Source organism: Burkholderia sp. AU31652, from assembly GCF_002223155.1.
In the GTDB taxonomy this organism is placed as follows: Bacteria; Pseudomonadota; Gammaproteobacteria; order Burkholderiales; family Burkholderiaceae; genus Burkholderia.
The window spans coordinates 204,096-226,404 of sequence record NZ_NKFG01000001.1 but is presented as its reverse complement, the minus strand read 5'-3'; the positions used below and the strand labels follow the sequence as shown (position 1 = coordinate 226,404).

At 67.6% G+C, this 22,309-nt stretch carries 24 protein-coding genes; 4 read left to right on the top strand and 20 right to left on the bottom strand.

From position 1 onward, the window contains the following. Positions 1-189 precede the first annotated feature (189 nt). Positions 190-570, bottom strand: a complete 381-nt coding sequence (locus CFB40_RS01080) for a DUF805 domain-containing protein (protein ID WP_089424243.1) — start codon at positions 568-570, stop codon at positions 190-192. Positions 571-950: 380 nt separating this feature from the next. On the opposite strand from CFB40_RS01080, the gene CFB40_RS01075 reads away from it, so the two are divergent. Then, complete coding sequence (locus CFB40_RS01075; RefSeq protein WP_089424242.1) at positions 951-1,355, top strand: hypothetical protein; 405 nt, start codon at positions 951-953, stop codon at positions 1,353-1,355. Positions 1,356-1,433: 78 nt separating this feature from the next. Here CFB40_RS01075 and CFB40_RS01070 read toward each other — a convergent pair whose 3' ends face one another. The 16 genes from CFB40_RS01070 to flhD form a co-directional block, all read right to left on the bottom strand. Beyond that, complete coding sequence (locus CFB40_RS01070; protein ID WP_089424241.1) at positions 1,434-1,931, bottom strand: VOC family protein; 498 nt, start codon at positions 1,929-1,931, stop codon at positions 1,434-1,436. A 166-nt stretch (positions 1,932-2,097) separates the two neighbouring features. Continuing rightward, the gene (locus CFB40_RS01065) at positions 2,098-3,342 is read right to left on the bottom strand and encodes a DUF3443 family protein (protein ID WP_089424240.1); all 1,245 of its coding nucleotides are present in this window, start codon (positions 3,340-3,342) and stop codon (positions 2,098-2,100) included. Positions 3,343-3,358: 16 nt separating this feature from the next. Beyond that, complete coding sequence (locus tag CFB40_RS01060) at positions 3,359-3,862, bottom strand: DUF2844 domain-containing protein (protein WP_089424239.1); 504 nt, start codon at positions 3,860-3,862, stop codon at positions 3,359-3,361. Positions 3,863-4,124: 262 nt separating this feature from the next. Next, on the bottom strand, positions 4,125-4,856 hold the full coding sequence (gene cheZ / locus CFB40_RS01055) for a protein phosphatase CheZ (protein ID WP_089424238.1): 732 nt from the start codon (positions 4,854-4,856) through the stop codon (positions 4,125-4,127). Position 4,857: 1 nt separating this feature from the next. Beyond that, a complete protein-coding gene (gene cheY / locus CFB40_RS01050) occupies positions 4,858-5,253 on the bottom strand; it encodes a chemotaxis response regulator CheY (protein WP_039346818.1) in 396 nt (131 codons plus the stop codon). Positions 5,254-5,320: 67 nt separating this feature from the next. Further along, entirely contained in the window at positions 5,321-6,412 is a 1,092-nt protein-coding gene (locus tag CFB40_RS01045; protein WP_089424237.1) for a protein-glutamate methylesterase/protein-glutamine glutaminase, read from the bottom strand. Then, positions 6,409-7,134 (bottom strand): chemoreceptor glutamine deamidase CheD, encoded by a 726-nt coding sequence (gene cheD, locus CFB40_RS01040; protein ID WP_089430456.1) that lies wholly within the window; start codon positions 7,132-7,134, stop codon positions 6,409-6,411. The genes CFB40_RS01045 and cheD overlap by 4 nt, the downstream gene beginning before the upstream one ends. Continuing rightward, positions 7,131-8,114, bottom strand: a complete 984-nt coding sequence (locus CFB40_RS01035) for a CheR family methyltransferase (RefSeq protein WP_089424235.1) — start codon at positions 8,112-8,114, stop codon at positions 7,131-7,133. The genes cheD and CFB40_RS01035 overlap by 4 nt, the downstream gene beginning before the upstream one ends. A gap of 3 nt (positions 8,115-8,117) precedes the next feature. After that, entirely contained in the window at positions 8,118-10,085 is a 1,968-nt protein-coding gene (locus CFB40_RS01030; RefSeq protein WP_089430455.1) for a methyl-accepting chemotaxis protein, read from the bottom strand. A gap of 37 nt (positions 10,086-10,122) precedes the next feature. Next, positions 10,123-10,638 carry a chemotaxis protein CheW gene (gene cheW / locus CFB40_RS01025; RefSeq protein ID WP_043185043.1) on the bottom strand — a complete coding sequence of 172 codons (516 nt, stop codon included), beginning with the start codon at positions 10,636-10,638 and terminating at the stop codon, positions 10,123-10,125. Positions 10,639-10,689: 51 nt separating this feature from the next. Further along, positions 10,690-12,921 carry a chemotaxis protein CheA gene (gene cheA / locus CFB40_RS01020; RefSeq protein WP_089430454.1) on the bottom strand — a complete coding sequence of 744 codons (2,232 nt, stop codon included), beginning with the start codon at positions 12,919-12,921 and terminating at the stop codon, positions 10,690-10,692. Between the two features lie 33 nt (positions 12,922-12,954). After that, positions 12,955-13,332 (bottom strand): response regulator, encoded by a 378-nt coding sequence (locus CFB40_RS01015; RefSeq protein WP_011350594.1) that lies wholly within the window; start codon positions 13,330-13,332, stop codon positions 12,955-12,957. Positions 13,333-13,356: 24 nt separating this feature from the next. Continuing rightward, complete coding sequence (gene motB, locus CFB40_RS01010; protein WP_039346832.1) at positions 13,357-14,382, bottom strand: flagellar motor protein MotB; 1,026 nt, start codon at positions 14,380-14,382, stop codon at positions 13,357-13,359. Positions 14,383-14,395: 13 nt separating this feature from the next. Further along, complete coding sequence (gene motA / locus CFB40_RS01005; protein WP_011350592.1) at positions 14,396-15,256, bottom strand: flagellar motor stator protein MotA; 861 nt, start codon at positions 15,254-15,256, stop codon at positions 14,396-14,398. A 168-nt stretch (positions 15,257-15,424) separates the two neighbouring features. Further along, positions 15,425-15,979, bottom strand: coding sequence for a flagellar transcriptional regulator FlhC (flhC, locus tag CFB40_RS01000; RefSeq protein WP_011350591.1), 555 nt, complete (start codon positions 15,977-15,979; stop codon positions 15,425-15,427). A gap of 92 nt (positions 15,980-16,071) precedes the next feature. Beyond that, positions 16,072-16,392, bottom strand: coding sequence for a flagellar transcriptional regulator FlhD (gene flhD / locus CFB40_RS38945; protein ID WP_254600254.1), 321 nt, complete (start codon positions 16,390-16,392; stop codon positions 16,072-16,074). Positions 16,393-17,055: 663 nt separating this feature from the next. Between flhD and CFB40_RS00985 the strand changes: the two genes are divergently transcribed. Then, complete coding sequence (locus tag CFB40_RS00985; RefSeq protein WP_046547453.1) at positions 17,056-18,120, top strand: glycosyltransferase family 4 protein; 1,065 nt, start codon at positions 17,056-17,058, stop codon at positions 18,118-18,120. 105 nt (positions 18,121-18,225) lie between these two features. Here the strand turns inward: CFB40_RS00985 and CFB40_RS00980 are convergent, their stop codons facing one another. Beyond that, the gene (locus tag CFB40_RS00980) at positions 18,226-18,522 is read right to left on the bottom strand and encodes an H-NS histone family protein (protein ID WP_021162849.1); all 297 of its coding nucleotides are present in this window, start codon (positions 18,520-18,522) and stop codon (positions 18,226-18,228) included. A gap of 300 nt (positions 18,523-18,822) precedes the next feature. Here CFB40_RS00980 and aqpZ point away from each other — a divergent pair, with 300 nt between their 5' ends. Then, complete coding sequence (gene aqpZ, locus CFB40_RS00975) at positions 18,823-19,566, top strand: aquaporin Z (protein WP_089424232.1); 744 nt, start codon at positions 18,823-18,825, stop codon at positions 19,564-19,566. Positions 19,567-19,684: 118 nt separating this feature from the next. Here the strand turns inward: aqpZ and CFB40_RS00970 are convergent, their stop codons facing one another. Both CFB40_RS00970 and CFB40_RS00965 read right to left on the bottom strand, forming a co-directional pair. Then, positions 19,685-20,509 (bottom strand): Cof-type HAD-IIB family hydrolase, encoded by an 825-nt coding sequence (locus tag CFB40_RS00970; RefSeq protein ID WP_089424231.1) that lies wholly within the window; start codon positions 20,507-20,509, stop codon positions 19,685-19,687. A 134-nt stretch (positions 20,510-20,643) separates the two neighbouring features. Further along, entirely contained in the window at positions 20,644-21,525 is an 882-nt protein-coding gene (locus CFB40_RS00965; RefSeq protein ID WP_089424230.1) for a BadF/BadG/BcrA/BcrD ATPase family protein, read from the bottom strand. A 142-nt stretch (positions 21,526-21,667) separates the two neighbouring features. On the opposite strand from CFB40_RS00965, the gene CFB40_RS00960 reads away from it, so the two are divergent. Continuing rightward, positions 21,668-22,270, top strand: coding sequence for a DNA-3-methyladenine glycosylase I (locus tag CFB40_RS00960; protein ID WP_089430453.1), 603 nt, complete (start codon positions 21,668-21,670; stop codon positions 22,268-22,270). The last annotated feature ends 39 nt before the right edge of the window (positions 22,271-22,309 follow it).

Below are 22,309 nucleotides of genomic sequence, written 5' to 3'. Positions count from 1 at the left end.
AAAACGTGCCGGCGGGGGCGATGGCGGGTGTCGGCGCCGGGCGGAGCGGCGACGGCGTGAAGCGGGGAAGAAGCAGTGAAGCAGTGAAGCAGTGAAGCGGTCAGCGGTCAGCGGTCAGCGGTCAGCGGTCAGCGGATGCGACGCGAAATCGGGCCCCGACGCGGCGTCGCGCGTCGGGGCAGGCGTCGGTCAGGCCGCCACGATCGGGTCCGCGCCGAAGCGGTTCGGACCTTCGGTGCCGCGCGTGCACGTCCATACCAGCAGCAGGATGCCGCCGACGACCGGAATCAGCGCGAGCAGCAAGAACCAGCCCGAGCGGCCCGTATCGTGCAGGCGGCGGACGCTGACCGCGAGGCCCGGAATGATCAGCGCCAGCGAAACCAGGGCGAGTACGGCGAGCAGCAGCAGCGTGATCAGGCCGCCGTCGCGGCCGGCCGCGCCGATGATCTGCGCGGCGATCGACAGCACCGTGGTCAACAGCACGAAATACCAGTATTCGGCACGACGCGCACGGCCTTCGAATGTCGCGTATTTATTGAGTACGGCACGAACGGCTTCGGAAAAATTCATTTTATTACCCTCCTGTTTTATATAGACGACCCCGGAAACAACGCCGGCATTATATGTTTGAATTTAGACGGACTCCATCTCTTTTCACATACCGGTAGTGCGCGCACCGGCCGTCTTGCCGGCCCGCACGGTGCGGGAATGGCTGCAATAGCGGAATCCGGCGCCATCGGCTTGCATGCCGCGTCATTTTAATAATCTTGAAGACCTGACAGAAACGACAGCCCCCGGATAATCCAGCATTTGATTACATCCGAATGAAATCGAGTGCGATCGATAATCGGCCGCGAGTGTGCCGCATTCGATTAACCGGCCGGCATTACGCGGGCGTGCAAAGCGCGCTACGCTTCGCCATGATTTGCCGATTCCGGTCGAACCGCACCATGCTCGGTCATCCGCTCGTTCCGTTGCTGTCGCTTGCCTGCGCGCTGGCCGCCGGATGCGCGGGCACGCCGGCCCTGCCGCCCGGCGCGCAGGCGCCTGATGCGCCGCATCCCGGCACGATCGCCCTGCGCGATGCATGGAACGGATCGACGCAACCCCTGCGCGCGCAGGATTTCCCCGCGAGCTTCATCTTCCGCTGCGTCGACACGCGCGGCGAGCCGGCGGAACGCGCCCGCGCGGCCTGGTGCGTGCCGGTCGTCGAGATCGAATCGGTGCCGGTCGATGCCGCCGGGCGCCCGGTCGCGCCGGCCGACGCCGTCCGGATCGAAAGCACCGCGTACGGGCCCGACCACCGCTTCCTCGACCACACGCGCCTGATGCGCGACGGCCGGCCGCCGGCCTAGCGCCCATTCCGGCCGCCCACGGGGCTTGCGCGGCCCGCCGGTTCGCCGGTTCACGCCTGCACCCCGCCACCCGGCCCCCTAACCCGCCGCCGCCCGCTGCAACGCGTCGAGATCGAGCTTCTTCATCGTCATCACCTGCGCCATCACGCGCTCCGCGCGCGCCGGATCGCCCGTCATCAGCTCGCTCATCTGCGCCGGCACGACCTGCCACGACACGCCGAAGCGGTCGCGCAGCCAGCCGCACTGCTGCGCACGCTCGTCGCCGCCTTCCGACAGGCGCGCCCAGTAGCGGTCGATTTCGTCCTGGTCCCGGCAGTTGACGACGAACGACACGGCCGGCGTGATCTGGAACACGGGGCCGCCGTTCAGCGCGACGAAGGCCTGCCCGTCGAGCTCGAACGCGACGGTCATCACCGCACCCTCCGCGCTGCCGGACGCATGCGCGCCGGCCTTGCCGTAGCGCGCGACATGCACGATGCGCGCGTTGTCGAACACCGATACGTAGAAACCGGCGGCCGCCTCGGCGTCGCGGTCGAACCACAGGAACGGCGTGATGCGTTGTATGCGCGGGTTCATGGCGCTGCCTCCTCGATGTCGTGCCGGCATGGGTGCCGGTATTACATCGTAGGCGCTGTGCCCGCGCGCGGCGGCGCGCCGGTCGGACCCGTCGTGCCGCGCACGGCCGTCGAATAAAAAAGGGGGCGATCGCTCGCCCCCTGGTCCTGCGTGTCGCCGTGCCGCGTCAGAACGCGACGAAAGGCGCCGCGCCGCCGCTCGCGGTCTTGTCCATCCCGAAGTAGATCGTCCGGTTGTAGAAGTGCGGCATGCCGATGTCGAGCCAGCTGGACGAACCAAACGGGCCCGCGATGTCGTTGAACGCGAACGTCGACGGGTTCGAGAACAGCGAATCCGCGTTCACGACGGGCATTGTCACCGTGCCGCTCACGCCGTTCTGGCCGGTCAGCGTCGCCGAATTGCTGGTCGTCGTCGACGGGCAGTAGAACTGCGTATTCTTCGGGCAGGCCGGCAACGTGCCCGACGTATCGTTGAAGAAGTACGCATTCGAACCCGTATCGAAGAACGCGGTCACGTTGCGCCCCTGGAACGTCGCGCTGACGTCGCCCGTCGTGGTCGACGTCATCACGGTCTTCCCGGTCAGGTCGGGCAGGCCGAACGTCAGCGTGCCGGTTGCGCTGGCCTGCCCGCTGTCCGAAATTTTCGGCATGCTCACGCTCACCCCGCTGCTGTCGGCGAAGCGATGCACCGGGTTGGCGACCTGCTGCGCCACCGGCACGAGCGCGACCGTGCAGTTCGCGTTGTTGCCGTTCGGGCACGCGTAATAGTTGTTGTTCGTCGACGTCGACGTCGCGCAGGTCGTGCCGCAGTCGACCGGCGCCGGCCCGATGCCGAGGATCCCGTTCGCGCCGAGCGCGCTTGCCGAGTTGGCCGACGCGCCGCCGTTCGTGCACGAGCTCGGCACGTTGGTCGTGCCGAGGTCGCCGATGATCTGCACGGGCAGCGAACTCGCCTGCTCGGAGCCGATCGACAGGTCGACCGTGCGCACCGACCCCCACGTATAGCTCGACACGAACTTGCCGCACTCGGCGACCGGCGCGCCGCCGCTCGTCACCTGCGGGAGGCTGCCGAGCACGCCCGACACGGCGCTGCCGACGAGCCGCAGCCCGTAGGACGCGGTATCGACGAGCACGTTGTTGACCACCTGGCAGTTCGACGTGCCCGGCGCGCAGACCTTCAGGCTGACGGTCGGGATGTTGATCACGTTCGCGACGCCGGCATTGACGGTGATGACGGCCGTGTTCCCGGAATTGCCGTCCGAGCCGCCGTTACCGTTGTTGCCGCCGTTGCCGTTGTTGCCCGAGCTGCTGCCGCCGCCGTCTCCGCCGCCGCATGCCGTCACGAGGACGGCCGTTGCCGCCGCAAGGCCCAGCACGCCGAGCCAGCGCTTGAATGTACGAGGAATTCTCAAGATCGCTCTCCCGCTGTCACTGGATGTCGGTGCCGGTCAGGCCGGCAGGCAGCGCCGCCGGCAGCCACGCCTGGCCCGAGAAGGCGCCCATGTGGCCGCCTGTCCGGATCACGAGGCCGCTGGTGTCGACGGACACGGGCGCGCGCCAGCCGCGCGCCTGGTGCGCCGCCTGGACGCCTGCGGTGTACTGCGGGAAATAGCTGCCGAGCAGCGACGCGAGATCCGGCATCGTCGGCCCTTGCCATGCGAGGCCGAACACGCTGCCGGCGGCCGACGTGTATTCGTGGATGACGGTGCCCGATCCGAGCGTGATCTCGCGGACGGTATAGGCGGCCGTGCTCGTCTGCATGCCGTCTGCCGAACGCATCGCGCGCTGCAGTGCGCGCACGGTTGCGGCCCGATCGTCCGCCGGCGGCGACATCGGCGCGCCGCCCAGTTCAGCGTATGCGTGGACACTCCACAGCACACCCATTGCAGCCGTCGCGTGCGCGACGGCCCAGCCCAAGCGTTTCAGCTTCACGTTCCCCCCCAAGGGACTGGCTTCGTCGACGGCGGTGCGGCCATCGCACCCGCGCCACCAGCCAACATATGAAATCGTACGATTGACGCTACGTTGCTGCTGACGCGTAGTATGCCTGCTGAGTGTGTCGAAGTGTCAATTTGACGCAGGATCGCGCTGCGCCACGCGGGGGCCGCGTGCGCGGTGAAGGAGTGCGGGGGACGGTGTGACGCGGGCATCGGGCGCCGCTGCGAGACGCGGCGCGCCGATGCCCGCGGCAGGGTCAGAAGCCCAGGCTGGCGAGCAGGTCGTCCACCTGCCCCTGGTCCTGGACCACGTCGGTCTTGCCTTCCGGCGCGATCTGCGGGCCGTTCAGCAGCGACTCGGGGCTGCCGGTCGGGCTGATCTGCTCGGCCGCGAGCAAAGCCGCGGTGGCCGCGAACTGCTCGCGCCGCTCGGGCGCGATGTTCTCGACGAGCACCGTGAGGAGCTGCTGCTCGATCAGGTAGACCATGTCCATGATCTTCTTGATCACCTGCCCGGTCAGGTCCTGGAAATCCTGCGCGAGCATGATCTCGAGCAGTTGCGCGCGGGTGGCCGAAGCCGACTCGGGCAGCGTGCGCAGGAACGTGCGCGTATCGTCCATCAGCTCGCGCACTTCCGCGTGCTCGATCGGTGCCGCATACCACTGGGCCCAGCGCGCGTCGAGCGCCTCGGCCTCGTTCTGGATGCGCTCCTGCATCGGCTTCGCGACCTCGATCGCGTTCAGCACGCGCACGGCGGCCTGCTCGGTCATCGTCGCGACGTAGCGCAGCCGGTCGCGCGCATCGGGCACGGCTTCCGCCGCCCGCTCGACATGCTTGTCGAGCCCGAGCTCGCGCATCGAATCGCGCAGCGTGCGCGTGACATGGCCGATGCGCGCGAGGATGCGGTCGCTCGCGAAATCGGCGCCTTCGGCCTGGCCGTCGGCGCTGAACCCGGCGCCGGTCAGCGCGGCATGGATCGGCTCGTTCACGTCAGCTCCCGGTCTTCGCCATCTTGTCGATGATCTTGTTCAGCTTCTCGTCGAGCGTCGCGGCCGTGAACGGTTTCACGACGTAGCCGCTCGCGCCGGCCTGCGCGGCCGCGATGATGTTCTCCTTCTTCGACTCGGCCGTGACCATCAGCACCGGCAGGTGCGTGAGCGTCGCGTCCGCGCGGATTTCCTTCAGCATCGCGAGGCCGTCGAGGTTCGGCATGTTCCAGTCGGAGATCACGAAGTCGAAACCGCCGCCGCGCAGCCGCGCCAGGCCGGCCGCGCCGTCCTCGGCCTCGTCGACGTTCGAATAGCCCAGTTCCTTGAGCAGGTTGCGGACGATCCGGCGCATCGTCGGGAAATCGTCCACCACCAGGATTTTCATGCTCTTGTCCATCGTCGTTCCTTTCCAGATTCGTTTCCGTCGGGACGCGTATCGTGGCACGCGCCCCGTGACATTCCATTCAAACGCGCTGCACGCGGTCGCCCATCGTCGCCAGGCGCGCCATCACGCGACGGCTCATCTCGGCGAGCGGCACGATCTCGTCCGCGCCGCCGAGCGCGATCGCCTCGCGCGGCATTCCGAACACGATGCAGCTTGCTTCATCCTGCGCGAACGTGTGAGCGCCCGCGCGTTTCATTTCCAGCAGGCCGGCCGCGCCGTCGCGACCCATCCCGGTCAGGATCACCCCGAGCGCGTTCTTGCCCGCGTGCGTCGCCGCCGAGCGGAACAGCACGTCGACCGACGGGCGGTGCCGGTTCACCGGCGGCTCGTCCGACAGTTGCGCAATATAGTTCGCCCCGCTTCTCGCAAGCAACAGGTGCGCGTGGCCCGGCGCAATATATGCGTGGCCCGGCAGCACGCGCTCGCCGTGCTCGGCTTCCTTCACCGCGATCCGGCACAGGCCGTTCAGCCGCTGCGCGAACGACTTCGTGAAGCCCGGCGGCATGTGCTGCGCGATCAGCACGGCCGGCGCATCCGGCGGCAGCGGCGTCAGCACTTCGCGGATCGCCTCGGTGCCGCCCGTCGACGCGCCGATGATGATCAGCTTCTCGGTACTGACGAGCGGGTTGTTGATCATCGGCGCGGCCGGGTGGCTGTCCGTCGCGCGCGCGGCGGCCTGCGGCTGCGGCGCCTGGCGCACGCGCGCCCGCGACGCCGCGCGGATCTTGTCGGCGAGCTTTTCCGCGTAGTCGAGCATGCCATCGCGAATCCCGACGCGCGGCTTCGTGACGAAATCGACCGCGCCGAGTTCGAGCGCACGCAGCGTGATTTCCGAGCCGCGCTCGGTCAGCGACGACACCATCACGACCGGCATCGGCCGCAGGCGCATCAGCTTCTCGAGGAAGTCGAGCCCGTCCATGCGCGGCATTTCGACGTCGAGCGTGAGCACGTCGGGGTTGTGCTGCTTGATGAGCTCGCGCGCGACGAGCGGATCGGGCGCGGTCGCGCACACCGTCATGTCGGGCTGGCTGTTGATGATCTCGGTCATCAGGCTGCGGATCAGCGCCGAATCGTCGACGCACAACACTTTGATCTTCTGCACTGCGGTCATGCCTCCTGCTTTCTTGATAGGTTCGCCGCCCGCACGCCGCCGGCCGGCGCCGCGCTGCGCGCGCCGAACAGCTCGATGCGCGGGCGCACCGGTTGCGGCGGGGCTGGACGCTTGGCCGCGAACAGCTCGACCTGCGGACGCGGCCGTGCGGCGCGGGCGCGATCGGCCTCGCGGGCGAGCGCGGCTTCGCGCTCGGTGACGCCCGGCACCTGCAGCCGCAGCTTCTTCACCGCCGCGCGCCCCGTGGCCGCCATGAACGCGACCTTGCGCGGGTGCACGCCCTGCAGGTCTTCCGCCGTGATGCGGATGCGTTCGAGCGCGAGGTAGCGGCGCACGAAATCCGCGTTGCGGTCGCCGATGTTGATCGTCGTCATCCCGGCCAGCACGGCGGCGCCCCCGAACACCTTCGCCTCGAAGCGTTCGCGGCGCCCGCCGGCCTTGATCATCTCGTTGATCAGCACTTCCATCGCATACGCGCCGTAGCGCATCGATTCCGACGCGGCCGCGCCCGGATCGGCGCCGTCGTCGGGCAGCATGAAGTGGTTCATCCCGCCGATGCCCGCGTACGGATCGTGCAGGCACGCGGCGACGCACGAGCCGAGCACGGTCATCAGCACCATGTCCTCGGACGTCGTGTAGAACTCGTTCGGCAGCAGCTTCACGCCGGGACGGCCGAAGTGGTTGTCGAAGTAGCGATTGGTGGCGATCGGCAGGGCGCTCATCCGCGCTCTCCCAGAGCGGATGCGGCGCCCGCGGCATGCATGCGCGCGGGAGACGGCATCGCGGACGCCTGCGCGCCCCGCGGCCGCGCGCCCTGGGCGGCGTCGCGGGTCAGTTCGTACACCGTCTGCCCGCGCAGCCGGAACGCCTGCGTGACATACGTGAAGTTCTCCGAATGGCCGGCGAACAGCAGCCCGCCCGGCTTCACGAGCGGCTCGAAGCGCGACAGCACCTGCCCCTGCGTCGGCTTGTCGAAATAGATCATCACGTTGCGGCAGAAGATCGCGTCGAACGGCTTCGCGATCCCGTAATCCGCATCGGTCAGGTTCAGCTGCTCGAAGCGGATCATCGCGCGCAGCTCGGGGCGCACCTTCACGCGGCCGGCCTGCGCGCCCGTGCCCTTCAGGAAGAAGCGCTTCAGCCGCTCCGGCGCCAGGTGCTTGACCTGGTCGTACGTGTAGATGCCGGCCTCCGCCTTCGCGAGCACCTGCGTGTCGAGGTCGGTCGCGAGGATCGACGCGCCGCGCGCGGCCGATTCGCCGAGCGCCTCGATCAGCGTGATCGCGATCGAGTAAGGCTCTTCGCCCGTCGACGCCGCCGAGCACCAGACCGAGACCGGCGCCGGCCGCCCTTTCACGAAATCCGACAGGATCGGGAAATGGTGAGCCTCGCGGAAGAACGCGGTCAGGTTCGTCGTCAGCGCATTGGTGAACGCTTCCCACTCGAGCGGATCGTCTTCCTGCTCGAGCAGGTCGAGGTAGTCGCGGAACGTGTCGAGGCCGCGTGCCCGCAAGCGGCGCGCGAGACGGCTGTACGCCATGTCGCGCTTGTGCTCGGACAGCGAGATCCCCGCGCGTTGATGGATCAGCGCGCGAATGCGTGCGAAATCCGCGCTGGTGAACGCGAAATCGCGCCCCGGCTCGCCCGCGCGAGGCGAGGCATCCGGTGCATCGGGTCGAAACGGCGCGCGCGCATGCGGCATGGTTTAGAAGGTCTCCCAATCGTCGTCGGACGTGCCGGCCGTGGCCGCCGCCGGCTTCTCGCCGTTCAGCGCCGGGCGCACGAGCGCGGGCTTCGCGGCCGGCTTGTCGGCCGGTGCGGCGGTTTTCGCCAGACGCGGCCCGTAGCCGCCCGCGGCCGTGCCGCGGGAAGCCGGTGCATCCTTGTGCGCGTGCGCGCCCGTATCGGCTGCACGCTTCGTTTCATGGCCCGCACCCGATGCAGCCGCGGCGGCGGCACGCGGCGCCGGCGCGGCGCGCCGTGCCGGTTGTGCGGCAGCCTGCGGAGCCGGCAGCGCGGCGACCGGCGCCGCGTCGAAACGCGGCTCCGACGTCAGCGCCGGCGCGGGCTCGTGTGCGACCGGCCGCGCGACACCACGCGACGGCGCGAGCACGATGCCGCCCATCACGCGCCAGCCCGACACGATCGCCTTCATCTGGCGCGTCTGCTCCTCGAGCGACGCCGCCGCGGCGGCCGCCTGCTCGACGAGCGCGGCGTTCTGCTGCGTGACCGAATCCATCTGGCCGACCGCGCGGTTGACCTGCTCGATGCCGGTCGACTGCTCGTCCGACGCGGCGCTGATCTCGCCCATGATGTCGGTCACGCGGCGCACGGCCTGCACGATCTCGTCCATCGTCGTGCCGGCGCGCAACACGAGCGCCGACCCGCTTTCGACCTTCTCGGCCGAATCGCCGATCAGCTGCTTGATTTCCTTCGCGGCGCTCGCGCTGCGCTGCGCGAGCGAGCGCACCTCGCCGGCGACCACCGCGAAGCCGCGGCCCTGCTCGCCCGCACGCGCGGCTTCGACCGCCGCGTTCAGCGCGAGGATGTTGGTCTGGAATGCGATGCCTTCGATCGTGCCGATGATGTCGACGACCTTGCCCGAGCTCGCCGCGATGTCCTGCATCGTCGACACGACCTGGCCGACCACTTCGCCGCCCTGCGTCGCGATGTCCGATGCGTTCACCGCGAGCTGGCTGGCCTGCCGCGCGTTTTCCGCGTTCTGCCGCACAGTGCCCGTCAGCTGCTCCATGCTCGACGCGGTTTCCTGCAGCGATGCGGCCTGCTCCTCGGTGCGCTGCGACAGGTCGGTGTTGCCGGTCGAGATCTCGCGCGCGCCGACGTCGATCGACTCGGTACCGCGATGCACGGCCTGCACCATCGTCGTGACGGCGTCCTGCATCCGCTTGATGCCGCCGAACAGGCGGCCGATCTCGTTGGTGCTGAACACGTTGACCGGCTGCGTGAGGTCGCCGCCGGCGATGCGCTCGAAGTGCGCGATCGCGTCTTCCAGCGGCTGCACGATCAGCCCGCGCAGCGCGAAGCGGATCGCGATCACGACGACGAACGCGATCGCGATGCCCGCCGCGATCAACCCGATCATCAGCGAGATCTGCGATTGCGTCGTGGCCTGGCGATCTTCCGCGCGCTTCTGCAGCGACGCAACCACGGCCGCCGCGGCCTGGTCGTACGCGACGAACATCGGGCTGATCTTGGTATCGGCGACCGCGTGGTACGCGGCCATGTCGCCCGCGCGCGCGGCCGCGAACTCGGGCTCGACGCCTTCCTTCACGATCGTCGCGTAGCGGGCGGCCAGGTCGTCGACGAGCGCCTGCTCGATACCGAGCTTCGGCGTCGCCTGGAACGCCTGCCAGTTCTGGTTCGACTTTGCGTACAGCTCCTGCGCGCGGTCGAGCACCTTGGCCGCTTCGGCCGTGTTGCCGGCTTCCGTCAACGAGCGGAAGCGGTCGAGCGACACGCGTGCGCGCAGCAGGTACGACGACGTATCGTCGAGCGAGTGGATCGCCGGCAGGTCGACGTGCGCGATCGCGTCGAGCGAGCGGCTCGCGTGATTCAGCGCGACCAGGCCGAGCCCGCCGACGGCTGCGGCCAGCGCCACGAGGATGAGTCCGACCGCCGTGAGCGTCGTGCGGATCGACCAGTTTTGCAACATTGCAGATTCTCCCGAAATTCCTGCGCGCGCGGCGCGCTTACCCGCCGAGCGTCTCGATCAGCGCCATTTCACGGCTCGACATCAGCTTCTCGATGTCCATCAGGATCAGCATGCGGCCGTCGACCGTGCCGAGGCCCGTCAGGTACTCGGTCGTCAGCGTCGCGCCGAATTCCGGCGCCGGCATGATCTGGTCGGTCTGCAGCGTCAGCACGTCCGACACGCCGTCGACCACCATCCCGACCACGCGATGCGCGACGTTCAGGATGATCACGACGGTCTGGTGGTCGTACTCGACGCGGCCGAGATGGAACTTGATCCGCATGTCGACGATCGGCACGATGATCCCGCGCAGGTTGATCACGCCCTTGATGAACTCCGGCGCGTTCGCGATGCGCGTGACGCTGTCGTAGCCGCGGATTTCCTGCACCTTCAGGATGTCGATCCCGTATTCCTCGTCGCCGAGCGTGAACACGAGGAATTCCTGGCCCGTCGCGTCGCCTTGTTCCGCGTCGCGGCGGCTCGTCGCCGCGTTCGCCGCGGCCGGATTGATCATTTGGACTTCAGCAGACACGTTTGCCCCCAATCGGTTGAATGGCGAGTGACATCAGAACATCGCGAGCTCGGCGCCGGCACGGGCGCCGTGCATCGCACGGGTTTCGCGGTTCAGCGCCGCGACGTCGACGATCAGCGCGACGCTGCCGTCGCCGAGGATGGTCGCCGCCGAGATGCCGTGCACCTTGCGGTAATTGGTTTCGAGGTTCTTCACGACCACCTGCTGCTGGCCGACCAGCTCGTCGATCAGCATCGCGAAGCGGCGCCCCTCGGTTTCCATGATCGTGACGATCCCTTGCGTCGGGTCGGTGCGCGCGTCGTCGACCGAGAACACCTCGTGCAGCGCGACCAGCGGCAGGTATTCGCCGCGCACGCGCACCACGCGCTCGCCGTTGCCGACCGTGTAGATGTCGTCGTTCGACGGCTGCAGCGACTCCATCACGAAGTTCAGCGGCAGGATGAAGATCTCGTTGCCGACCTTCACCGACATCCCGTCGAGGATCGCGAGCGTCAGCGGCAGCACGATCCGCGTGGTCGTGCCGCGGCCGGCCACCGACGTGATTTCCACGTGGCCGCCCATCGACTGGATGTTGCGCTTCACGACGTCCATACCGACGCCGCGGCCCGACACGTCGGTCACCGTCTCGGCGGTCGAGAAGCCCGGCGCGAAGATCAGCTGCCAGACTTCGTCGTCGCTGATGTTGTCGGACACCTGCATGCCCTGTTTCGCGGCCTTCGCGAGGATCCGCTCGCGGTTCAGGCCCGCGCCGTCGTCGCTCACCTCGATCACGATGTTGCCGCCGTGATGCGCGGCCGACAGCACCAGCTGGCCCACGGCGTCCTTGCCGGCGGCCACGCGCTTGTCGACCGTCTCGATCCCGTGGTCGAGGCTGTTGCGCACGAGGTGGGTCAGCGGATCGATGATCCGTTCGATCAGGCTCTTGTCGAGCTCGGTCGCCTGGCCGAACGTGACGAGCTCGACCTGCTTGCCGAGCTTGCCGGCGAGGTCGCGCACGAGACGCGGGAAGCGGCTGAACACGTAGTCCATCGGCATCATGCGGATCGACATCACCGCTTCCTGCAGGTCGCGCGCATTGCGCTCGAGCTGCGCCATCCCGTTGAACAGGCGGTCGTGCAGCGCCGGATCGAACGCGCTCGCGGTTTCCGCGAGCATCGCCTGCGTGATCACGAGCTCGCCGACCAGGTTGATCAGCTGGTCGACCTTCTCGACACCGACGCGGATCGAGCTGCCTTCGGCGCCCGATGCCGCGGCGGCTGCCGGGCGGGCGCGCTTGTCGTCGTGATGCGCGGCGGCCTGCGGCGCGTGGTCGGCGTGCGCCGCCGGCTGGGCCGGCTGCGGCGCTTGCGCGGCGGCGGCGGCCGGCTCGGCGGGCGCCGCCGGTGCCGATGCCGCCGGTTGCGGTGCCGCGGCCTGCGGCGCGAATACCTCGGCGCGCGCCGGTTGCGCGGCGGCGGCCGGCGCCGCGGCGTCCTGCGCGGCCGCCGGTGCGGCCGGCGCTGTGCCGCGCCCGACGCGGATCTGGCTTTCGTCGATCACGAAGCAGCACACGGCGACGATGTCGTCCGACGGCACGTCCGATTCGACCCACAGCGTCAGGTCGGCGCCCACTTCCTCGCGGCCGACGATCCGGCCGAGGTTGCCGAGTTCTTCGGTGAGCAGTTCGCGATCCTTTGCATCGACGCCCACGAGCGTGATCTTCAGGTGCGGGCCGCCTTCGCCTGCGTCGCCCGCCGGATGCGCAGCCGCGACGGCCTGCTCGATCACGTGGTCGGGCACACGATCGTCGGCGGCAGCCGGTTCCATGGCCGGCGCAGCCGGTGCGACGACAGCCGCGACCGGCGCCACGGCGGCGGCAGCCGGCGCAGCCGCGCCGCTCTCGGCCTTCAGCCGTTCGAGCTTCGCGCAGATCGTCGCGGCGGCGGCCGCGTCCGGTTCGGCGCTCGCGCGGTAGTCGACGAGCTGGTCGGACAGCACGTCCTTGGTCTCCAGGAACGCGTCGACCATTTCCTTGGTCAGCGTCAGCTCATGGTTGCGGGCGCGGTCGAGCAGCGATTCGAGGATGTGCGTCGTATCGGTCAGCGCGGAAAAGCCGAACGTCGCCGCGCCGCCCTTGATCGAATGCGCGGCGCGGAAGATCGCGGCCAGATCCTCGGGGTCGGGCGAACCGACGTCGAGGTTCAGCAGCAGCTGCTCCATCTGTGCGAGCAGCTCGTCCGCTTCGTCGAAAAATGTCTGGTAGAACTGAGTGATGTCGAGAGTCATGCCCGGTCCCGGGTTGAATGCGTCGCGTGAATGTCAGGAGGCGGCCGGCTCGGACAGCGTCGCGACCAGGTCGACCAGCACGGCGGGGTCGATCGGCTTCTCGATCCAGCCGGTCGCGCCCGCGTCGCGTGCGGCGTCCTTGAACGCGTCGCTGCCTTCGGTCGTCAGCACGAGGATCGGCGTTTCCGTATAGGCGGTCAGCTTGCGCAGCGCGGCGATCACTTCCAGCCCGCTCTTGCGCGGCATGTTCTGGTCGGTCAGCACCAGGTCGTACGGCACGGTGGCCGCCAGGTCGAAGCCGGCCTCGCCGTCCGGCGCCACCGTCACGTCGTAGCCGGCCTGCATCAGCGTTGCCTGCAGCAGCGCACGCATGGTCGCGGAGTCGTCGATGGCGAGAATGGTTCGGATCATGTCTGTCTCGGAATCTCGTAAACGTCAGGGTTTCGGCACGGCGACGGCGGACGCCGCGAGCGCCGGGCGCACGGCCGGCGCCGGGGCCAGCTGCTGCGCGAGCTGCTGCGAGCCGGCCGCATCGGCCGACAGCGTCGTGGTCGTCGCATCGTCGCGCATCAGCGCCTCTTCGGATTTGCGGTTCAGCACGATCACGCTGATCCGGCGGTTTTCCGGATCGAGCGGGTCGGCCTTGTTCAGGTTCTGGGTCGACGCGAGGCCGAGCACGCGCAGCACTTTCGCCTCGCCCATGCCGCCCGCGATCAGCTCGCGGCGCGACGCGTTCGCGCGGTCGGCCGACAGCTCCCAGTTGCTGTAGCCGCCCTCGCCGCCCGCGTACGGCACGGCGTCGGTGTGGCCCTGGACGATGATCCGGTTCGGCACGTCGTTCAGCGTCTTGCCGATCTCGCGCAGGATGTCGCGCATGTACGGCTCGACGTGATCGCTCGACATCGCGAACATCGGCCGCTTCTGCGAATCGACGATCTCGATGCGCAGCCCCATCAGCGTGGAATCGATGCGGATCTGCTGCTTGAACTGGCGCAGCGTCGGGTTGGCCTCGATCGCGGCCATCAGCTTGATCTGCAGGTCGTGCAGGCGCGCCTGCTCGAGCCGGTCCTGCGCGGCCTGCGCGTTCTGCGCCTGCGAGCGGGAATGCTCGTCGCCCATCTTCGCGAGACGTTCGGCGAGCTGCGTGGTGCCGTCGGTGCGGCGCAGCGTGCCGGCGTCGACGCTCGACAGGTCGCGGCCGCCGCCGTTGATGATGCTGGAATCCTGCGAGCTGCGGTCGCCGCTGCCGAACAGCGCGGCCTTCAGCGGCGTGTTGAAGTATTCGGCGATCCCCTTCAGCTGCACCGGCGTGACCGAGCTCAGCAGCCACATCAGCAGGAAGAACGCCATCATCGCGGTCATGAAGTCCGCGTACGCGAGCTTCCATGCGCCGCCGTGGTGGCCCTTCTTCGCCGGGGCCACCCGCTTGACGACGATTGCGCGATCCTTGCTCTTGCTCATTGGGCGCTCCGCGTCACTTCGCCTTCACGCGGCGCACATGTTCTTCGAGTTCGGAGAACGACGGGCGCTCGGTCGAGAACAGCACCTTGCGGCCGAACTCGACCGCAATCGCCGGCGCATAGCCGTTCAGCGTCGCGAGGATCGTCACCTTGATGCACTGGAACATCTTGGTCGACTCGGCGACGCGCTGCTCCGCGAGGCTCGCGAGCGGCCCGATCAGCCCGTACGACAGCAGGATCCCGAGGAACGTGCCGACCAGCGCCTGCGCGATCATCGCGCCGAGCACCGCGGGCGGCTTGTCGGCCGACGCCATCGTGTGCACGACGCCCATCACGGCCGCGACGATACCGAATGCCGGCATCGCGTCGCCGACACGCATCAGCGCATGCGCGGGGCCTTCGCCTTCCGCGTGGTGCGTCTCGATCTCCTCGTCCATCAGGCTCTCGATCTCGAACGCGTTCATGTTGCCGCCCACCATCAGGCGCAGGTAGTCGGTCAGGAATTCGACGATGTGATGATCGGCGAGGATCTTCGGGTATTGCGTGAAGATCGGGCTCTTTTCCGGATCGTCGATGTCGGCCTCGAGCGTGAGCGTGCCTTCCTTGCGTGCCTTCGCGAGCAGCACGTAAAGAAGCGCCATCAGCTCCATGTAGACATCCTTCGTGTATTTCGAGCCCTTGAAGAGCGTCGGCAGCACGCGCAGCGTGGCCTTGATGGTCTTGCCGCCGTTGCCGAGGATGAACGCGCCGACGCCGGCGCCCACGATCATCAGGATCTCGACCGGCTGGATCAAGGCGCCCAGATGCCCGCCTGCCAGCGCATAACCGCCGAAGACGGACAACAGCGTCACGAGTGTTCCCACGATAATCAGCACTGCCTGTCCCTCACGAATGACCGGCGGGGAGACCGCCGTTAATCAGGTTTACGGCAGTCGGCAGGAAAACTTTCGCGGGCGGCCAGGCGGCGGCCCGACGGTGTTTACCAGCAATTCGCAGACGATTCGCGCCATCCGGCGCGGCCTGAGCGCCCCGCCCGGCGCTGCTCAGGCCGCGGCAGCGGCCAGTTCGGCGCGCGCGGCGGCGGCCTTGCGGGTCTTGCCCGCGCGCGACGGCGGCTGGCAGAGGCCGCAGACGAAACCTTGATGCGGATCATGCGCATGCGCGACGAAGTGGCCGCCGCAGCGCGTGCACGGGGTCATCTGCAGCATCCCCGAATCGAAGAAGCGCACGAGCGTCCACGCGCGCGTGAGGCTCAGCGCGGCCTCGTCGCCGGACAGGTTCACGTGCTCCTGATAGAGCCGGTACGCCTTCACGATCGACTGGATCGGCTCGCAGCGGCCGTGGTCCTGCATGAACCGGTAGATGTTGTAGAACAGCGACGAGTGGATGTTCGGCTGCCACGTCATGAACCAGTCGGTCGAGAACGGCAGCATCCCCTTCGGCGGCGACACGCCCTTCAGTTCCTTGTACAGCTTGATCAGACGGTCCCGCGACAGGCTCGTCTCCGCTTCCAGCAGCTGCAGCCGGGCGCCCAGTTCGATCAGTTCGATGGCGAGGGTGATTTCCTTCACCTCGATCACGACGCTTTTGCTTGCCATGGTGATAACCGTCCGCTTGACGTTATTCGGATGGATGGCCAATACGCTGCCCACCGGCGCGGCACGCCGGGACAAACGCAAGGCGGGATGGATCAGCGGACGCCTTCGACCTGCTGCCCGGCCATCAGGATGGCCGAGTGGGCGTGCGCGACGACATCGCTGCGGCCCTTGTCGGCGAGCGACGAGAGCAGCGCGTGATCATCGAAGCGGAAGCGGCACAGCATCTGGTTCGACGCAGCCAGCTTCACGGTCTGTGCGAGCGTGAGGCTGGCGAGCACGTCGGCGAGTTCCTGGGAAATGCCCATGCGGAACATGCCCATCGCTTTGTCTTCCCGCAGCAGGCGTTGCGCGAGGAGGAGGTACGACAGGTTGACCTCTTTGATCTCACTGAGCATTTCGCTGGTAGCGCTCATGATTCCCCCGTTAAAGAGCTTTGCTTTGGCCATTCGTGTTATGAAAACGTTTGCTCGATCAGGGCGCTCTTGGCGCTCAGTCGGCTCGTTTATAGTCTTACAGGGCGAATTTTGGCCAAACGGCATGTGCGCCGGTATCAGCGAAGTGGCGTATGCCGCGCAGGATTTGTCTGTAAACCGTGTAGGAATTTTTCCGACAAAGCGAATTGAAAGACTCAATCGGGGAAGCGGCTGGCAGCGCGGATTCGGCTGTGATGTGTCCGATGGCCTCCGTGCAGTCCTGGAAGGCTTGCCGGCAAGGCTGCCAGCAATCGGATCGGTAAAAATTATAGTGCTTTTTCACGAAGACGCAACAATAGTTGCGTCTATCTCTATTTCTGTTTCCGCACCCTTTTTATCGGGGTTTTCGCGTATTTCATCGTGTAACAAGCCTTAAGTGTTTGAAAAAACACTCGAACCCCTCAGGGCGATATCGATAATGGACTCCAATGGGCGGCGGCGCGAGCCGTGCCGGCCCGCCCCGCAGCTTGCCGTCCGAAGCCCCGCGCACCCCGCCCAGGGCACGGCCACGTACCGCCAACCGCGTACGCCGGCGAGTTCCGCAACGTTGCACGGGACCCGCGTCGGCGCCACCGCGCCCCGGGTCGAAACAGGAGAACATCCATGCGAATTGCCCAGATCGCGCCGCTTTACGAAGCCGTTCCGCCGAAACTCTACGGCGGCACCGAGCGTGTCGTGTCCTACCTCACCGAGGCGCTCGTCGATCTCGGCCATGACGTGACCCTGTTTGCCAGCGGCGACTCCGTCACGTCGGCCCGACTCGAGGCGGCCTGGCCGCGCGCACTGCGGCTCGACCCGTCGATCCGCGATTCGATGGCGCCCCATATGCGGCTCCTCGAAAAGGTCGCCCGGGTCGCGCACGAATTCGACGTGCTGCACTTCCACCTCGACTACCTGCCGTTCCCGCTGATGTCGCGCCTCGACACGCCGTACGTGACGACGCTGCACGGCCGCCTCGACCTGCCGGAACTGCAGCCCGTGTTCGATGCGTTCCCGGACGCGCCGGTTGTGTCGATCTCGAACAACCAGCGCAAGCCGCTGCCGCAGGCCGCGTGGGCCGGCACCGTGTATCACGGGCTGCCCGACACGCTGCTCACGCCGCAACCGGGCGTGAAGCCCGAATACCTCGCGTTCCTCGGCCGGATCTGCCCGGAAAAGCGCGTCGACACCGCGATCCGGATCGCCGCGCAAAGCGGGCTGCCGCTGAAGATCGCCGCGAAGGTCGACAAGGCCGACGCCGACTACTTCAAGGAAGTGATCGAGCCGCTGCTCGACCAGGCGCACGTCGAATTCATCGGCGAGATCAACGAGGCGCAGAAGCCCGCGTTCCTGTCCGGCGCGAAGGCGCTGCTGTTCCCGATCGACTGGCCGGAGCCGTTCGGCCTGGTGATGATCGAGGCGATGGCCTGCGGCACGCCGGTCGTCGCGTTCAACCGCGGCTCGGTGCCCGAAGTGATCGAGGACGGCGTGACCGGCTTCATCGTCGAGGACGTGCAGGGCGCGGTCGGCGCGCTGCACCGGATCGACAGCCTGTCGCGCACCGCCATCCGCGAACGTTTCGATACGCGCTTCAGCTCGAAGGCGATGGCGCAGCGATACGTCGAAACTTACGAATCGCTTTGCACGGGAGCCCGTCAACCGGCATTGCGCCGGGTCGCCGGCGCCTGACACGGAATGCCGCAAGGAAATATGCCGTAATCCAATCCGCGCCGAAATTGGCGCGGATAACAAAAGAGCCGCATCTCGATGCGGCTCTTTTGTTTGGGCTTTCGGTCATTCGATGAGGAAACGATCGCGGTTTTTACCGACGATCCAATTCGGCGGCTTGCCACGCCCGCTCCAGGTCGCGCCCGACTTCGGATCGCGGTATTTCGGGGGCAGCGGCGCCTTCTTCGGCGGACGCCCGCGCTTCGCTCGCTCCGCGAAGCCCAGATCCTGGGCAGTCAGCCCATATTCGGCAATCTTTTGCTGGACTTCCGCAATCACCGCCGCCACTTCCTGGCGGCGCACATCGTCCGCCTGGGCCTGCAGATCGGCGATCTGCGCCTTGAGCTTCGCGTATTGAGACATTTTTTGACTCCCCTTTTCGATGATGCGGCCCCGGCGAATCCGGCCGGGACACCAACATCCGTTACGCCATCCGCACTGCCGCCCTGCCCTTTGAAATGAATGCTGTCATCTTTAACCGATTCGACTATATCGAGAATGCGGACTTATTCTAATAAAAGGCATTCGTCAGCTATTCAAATTTAACAATCGTTGACCCTCCCCGACCCGATTCATTTCCTATAATCCAGACCAATTCCGGGTGACGGTTTAAATCCGTCGCGTCGTCCGGTTGTCTTCAATCCACTTGAACGAGGTCCTTACATGAATCTTTCTCAGCGTCTCGCTGCAGAGGTATTCGGCACGTTCTGGCTGGTGCTCGGCGGGTGCGGAAGCGCCGTGCTGGCCGCCGCCTTTCCGGGCCTCGGCATCGGCTTTGCCGGCGTCGCACTTGCCTTCGGCCTGACCGTGCTGACGATGGCATTCGCAATTGGCCACATTTCGGGCTGCCACCTGAATCCGGCGGTGAGCGTCGGCCTGACGGTCGCCGGCCGCTTCCCCGCACGCGATCTCGTGCCGTACATCGTCGCGCAGGTGGTCGGCGCGACGCTCGGCGCGTTCGTGCTGTACCTGATCGCGACCGGCAAGCCGGGCTTCGATGTCGTCGGCAGCGGCTTCGCGACGAACGGCTTCGGCGAACGCTCGCCCGGCCACTACGCACTCAGTTCGGCGTTCATTTGCGAAGTCGTGATGACGGGCTTCTTCCTGTTCGTGATCCTGGGCGCCACCGACAAGCGCGGCGTGCCGGCCGGCTTTGCGCCGATCGCGATCGGCCTGTGCCTGACGCTGATCCACCTGATCTCGATCCCGGTCACCAACACGTCGGTGAACCCGGCCCGCTCGACCGGCCCCGCGCTGTTCGTGGGCGGCGATGCGATCGGTCAGCTCTGGCTGTTCTGGGTGGCACCGATCATCGGCGCGGTACTCGCCGGGATCATCTATCCGCTGGTCGCGGGGCGTGACGACGCCGTCGACCTGCTGCCGGCATCGGCTCGCACAAGCGAATAAAACACTACGGGGTCAAGCGAGCAGAGCAGCGAGCCTCACGCTGTCGAAGAAGATCGAGGCAGGTCATTTCGACGGGCGCCACTGGCGCCCGTTTTTCATTTCCGCGCCGGCAGCGCGCTCAGGAGGCGGCGACGTTGTCTTCGAGCGAGAACAGCGTGCGCAGGTGACGGGCGACGCCCGAATCGAAGTTGTTGCCGATCCGCGGGATGTGCGGGAGCCGCGCGATCAGGTCGGGATTCGCGTTGTTCATCATGAACGCGTGGCCGGCGGTTTCGAGCAGGTCGATATCGTTCATGTTGTCGCCGAACGCGATGCAGTGGCCGGTGTCGACGCCGAGCCGTGCGAGCACCGAGCGCAGCGCGCGGCCCTTCGACACGTTCGCGGTCATCACCTCGAGGCAATCGGGCAGCGAGTACGTGACGTACAGCGCATCGCCGAAGCGCACGCGCATCTGCTCGGCGACGACCGCCAGATCCGCCGGATCGCCGATGTACAGCACTTTCGCGATATCCGCGCCGTCATGCGCGGGCATGTCGATCACGTCGTAGCGGAAGCCCGAATCCTGGTGGAATTCGAGCAGGTGCGGCGCATCGCGGTCGATCAGCCAGCCCTGGTCGGTGAACAGGTTGACGATCACGCGGCCATGCGCGCCGACGACATCCGGCTGCACGAGGCCGCGGACGATCGCCGGATCGATGTCCTGCGCGTGGATCGTCGTGTCGTCCGGTGCATGCACACGCGCGCCGTTCGACGTGATCAGGTACGGCCGGATGCCGAGCACGTCGCGAATGCCGGCGACGTCCGCGTAATGGCGCCCGGTGGCGATCACGAACTGCAGGCCGTCGCGGTCGAGCCGGCGGACGGTGTCGATCGTGTACGGATCGAGCTGGTGGTCGCTGTTCAGCAGGGTACCGTCGAGATCGGTGGCGATGACTTTGTACATGGGACGGAAGAATGGCGCTCAGGGCTCTGCGGAACGGCCATTCTAACGTCGTGCCCGGTTGCCCGCCGGACGGTTCCCGGTCGATTGCCGCCAGCGGCGCGGTTGCGGTGCGCCTCCATCCCCCCGAAACGCCGTCAGCCCCCTTCCGCCGCCCGCAACGCCTGCAGCGCGAGCCGCAGCGCGCCGTGCGCGGAATCGTCGAGCGGCGCGCGCAGCCGGACGGCATGGCGTGCCGGCACGGCCGGAGCGAGGGCGTCCGCCAATCCACCGCACAGCGCAACCGGCAGCGCCCGCTGCGGATCGAGCGCGTCGATCATCTTGCCGATCTCGTCGCCCGCCTGCGCGATCAGCGCGGCCGCGACCGGATGCGCACGATGCGCGAACACGATCGGCGCAAGCCGCGCGTAGATCGTCTGGTTCGCATCGCACGACCACTGGACGAGCGCGTCGCGATCCTGCGCGCCCGTTTCCGCGAGCAGCGCGGTGGCGAACGCATCGCGCGGCACGCGGCCGTCGAGCGCCTGCTGCGCATACGCGAGCGCGCGCACGCCGAGCCATGCGCCGCTCGCCTCGTCGCCGGACGGGAAGCCGAAGCCGCCCGCGATGCGGCACGCGCCGGCCGCATCGAGCGCCGCGGCGATGCTGCCGGTGCCGAGCGCGACGATCAGCCCCGGCGCGCCGCCGTGCGCGCCGACGACGGTCGTATACGCGTCGCTCTCGACCGCGAGCGCGCCGAGCGGTGCCTGCGCGCGGAACGCGGCCAGCCACGCCGCATTGTTGACGCCCGCGAGCCCGCAGCCGAGCGCGCACTGCGACCAGTCGAATGCATGACCGGCCTGGGTGAATGCATCCGCGCAGGCTGCGCCGATCGACGCCCACGCGCGCTCGATGCCGAGCCCGAGCCCTGACGGGCCGCCGCGCCCCTGCGCGAGCTCGCGCCCGTGCCGGTCGGCCAGCACCGCGCGCGTGCCCGTGCCGCCGCCGTCGATGCCGATCGCAAAAAGTAATGCCGCCATGCCTTCATCCCGCTGATTCGAACAGGCGCCAAGCTTAACCGGATCGGCGCCGCGCGCCCATCTGCCGTTCGGCCGGCTGTTCCGTGAAAAGGGCTTCCGCTATGCTGACGCGATCGAATCGATACGAAATGCGAGGCAGACGATGTCGCAGCGGTGCAACTGGGTGAAGACGGAAGCGGATGCTCACTATCACGATACCGAGTGGGGCGTGCCGTCGCACGACGATCGCCACCTGTTCGAAATGCTGATCCTGGAAGGCGCGCAGGCCGGGTTGTCGTGGTCGACGATCCTGAACAAGCGCGCGGGCTATCGCGAAGCCTTTGCGGATTTCGACGTCGATGCCGTCGCGCGCTTCACGCCGAAACGCATCGAGAAGCTGCTGGAGAATCCCGGCATCGTGCGCAACCGCGCGAAGGTCGAATCGGCGGTCACCAATGCGCGCGCCGTGCAGCGCATCCGCGAAGAGCACGGGTCGCTCGCCGCGTTCCTGTGGTCGTTCGTCGGCGATACGCCGGTCCAGAACGCGTGGCAGTCGTACCGCGACGCGCCCGCGTCGACCGAACAGTCCGACGCGCTCAGCAAGGCGCTGAAGGCGTATGGCTGCAAGTTCGTCGGTTCGACCATCTGCTATGCGCTGATGCAGGCCACCGGCATGGTCAACGATCACGAAGTTGGCTGCCCGTGCCACGCACAATGCGCGGCGCTCGGCGGCAAGCCGGCCGCACGCCGGCGCAAGGCGGGCTGACGGCACGAGGCGGGCCGACGGCGCGGGCAGCTGCCGACC

Coding starts and splice junctions, on each gene's coding strand:
- CFB40_RS01080 (WP_089424243.1), bottom strand. CDS start 570: ATGAATTTTTCCGAAGCCGTTCGTGCCGTACTCAATAAATACGCGACA.
- CFB40_RS01075 (WP_089424242.1), top strand. CDS start 951: ATGCTCGGTCATCCGCTCGTTCCGTTGCTGTCGCTTGCCTGCGCGCTG.
- CFB40_RS01070 (WP_089424241.1), bottom strand. CDS start 1,931: ATGAACCCGCGCATACAACGCATCACGCCGTTCCTGTGGTTCGACCGC.
- cheY (WP_039346818.1), bottom strand. CDS start 5,253: ATGGACAAGAGCATGAAAATCCTGGTGGTGGACGATTTCCCGACGATG.
- CFB40_RS01045 (WP_089424237.1), bottom strand. CDS start 6,412: ATGACCGCAGTGCAGAAGATCAAAGTGTTGTGCGTCGACGATTCGGCG.
- cheD (WP_089430456.1), bottom strand. CDS start 7,134: ATGAGCGCCCTGCCGATCGCCACCAATCGCTACTTCGACAACCACTTC.
- CFB40_RS01035 (WP_089424235.1), bottom strand. CDS start 8,114: ATGCCGCATGCGCGCGCGCCGTTTCGACCCGATGCACCGGATGCCTCG.
- CFB40_RS01030 (WP_089430455.1), bottom strand. CDS start 10,085: ATGTTGCAAAACTGGTCGATCCGCACGACGCTCACGGCGGTCGGACTC.
- cheW (WP_043185043.1), bottom strand. CDS start 10,638: ATGATCAATCCGGCCGCGGCGAACGCGGCGACGAGCCGCCGCGACGCG.
- cheA (WP_089430454.1), bottom strand. CDS start 12,921: ATGACTCTCGACATCACTCAGTTCTACCAGACATTTTTCGACGAAGCG.
- CFB40_RS01015 (WP_011350594.1), bottom strand. CDS start 13,332: ATGATCCGAACCATTCTCGCCATCGACGACTCCGCGACCATGCGTGCG.
- motB (WP_039346832.1), bottom strand. CDS start 14,382: ATGAGCAAGAGCAAGGATCGCGCAATCGTCGTCAAGCGGGTGGCCCCG.
- flhC (WP_011350591.1), bottom strand. CDS start 15,979: ATGGCAAGCAAAAGCGTCGTGATCGAGGTGAAGGAAATCACCCTCGCC.
- flhD (WP_254600254.1), bottom strand. CDS start 16,392: ATGAGCGCTACCAGCGAAATGCTCAGTGAGATCAAAGAGGTCAACCTG.
- CFB40_RS00985 (WP_046547453.1), top strand. CDS start 17,056: ATGCGAATTGCCCAGATCGCGCCGCTTTACGAAGCCGTTCCGCCGAAA.
- CFB40_RS00980 (WP_021162849.1), bottom strand. CDS start 18,522: ATGTCTCAATACGCGAAGCTCAAGGCGCAGATCGCCGATCTGCAGGCC.
- aqpZ (WP_089424232.1), top strand. CDS start 18,823: ATGAATCTTTCTCAGCGTCTCGCTGCAGAGGTATTCGGCACGTTCTGG.
- CFB40_RS00970 (WP_089424231.1), bottom strand. CDS start 20,509: ATGTACAAAGTCATCGCCACCGATCTCGACGGTACCCTGCTGAACAGC.
- CFB40_RS00965 (WP_089424230.1), bottom strand. CDS start 21,525: ATGGCGGCATTACTTTTTGCGATCGGCATCGACGGCGGCGGCACGGGC.
- CFB40_RS00960 (WP_089430453.1), top strand. CDS start 21,668: ATGTCGCAGCGGTGCAACTGGGTGAAGACGGAAGCGGATGCTCACTAT.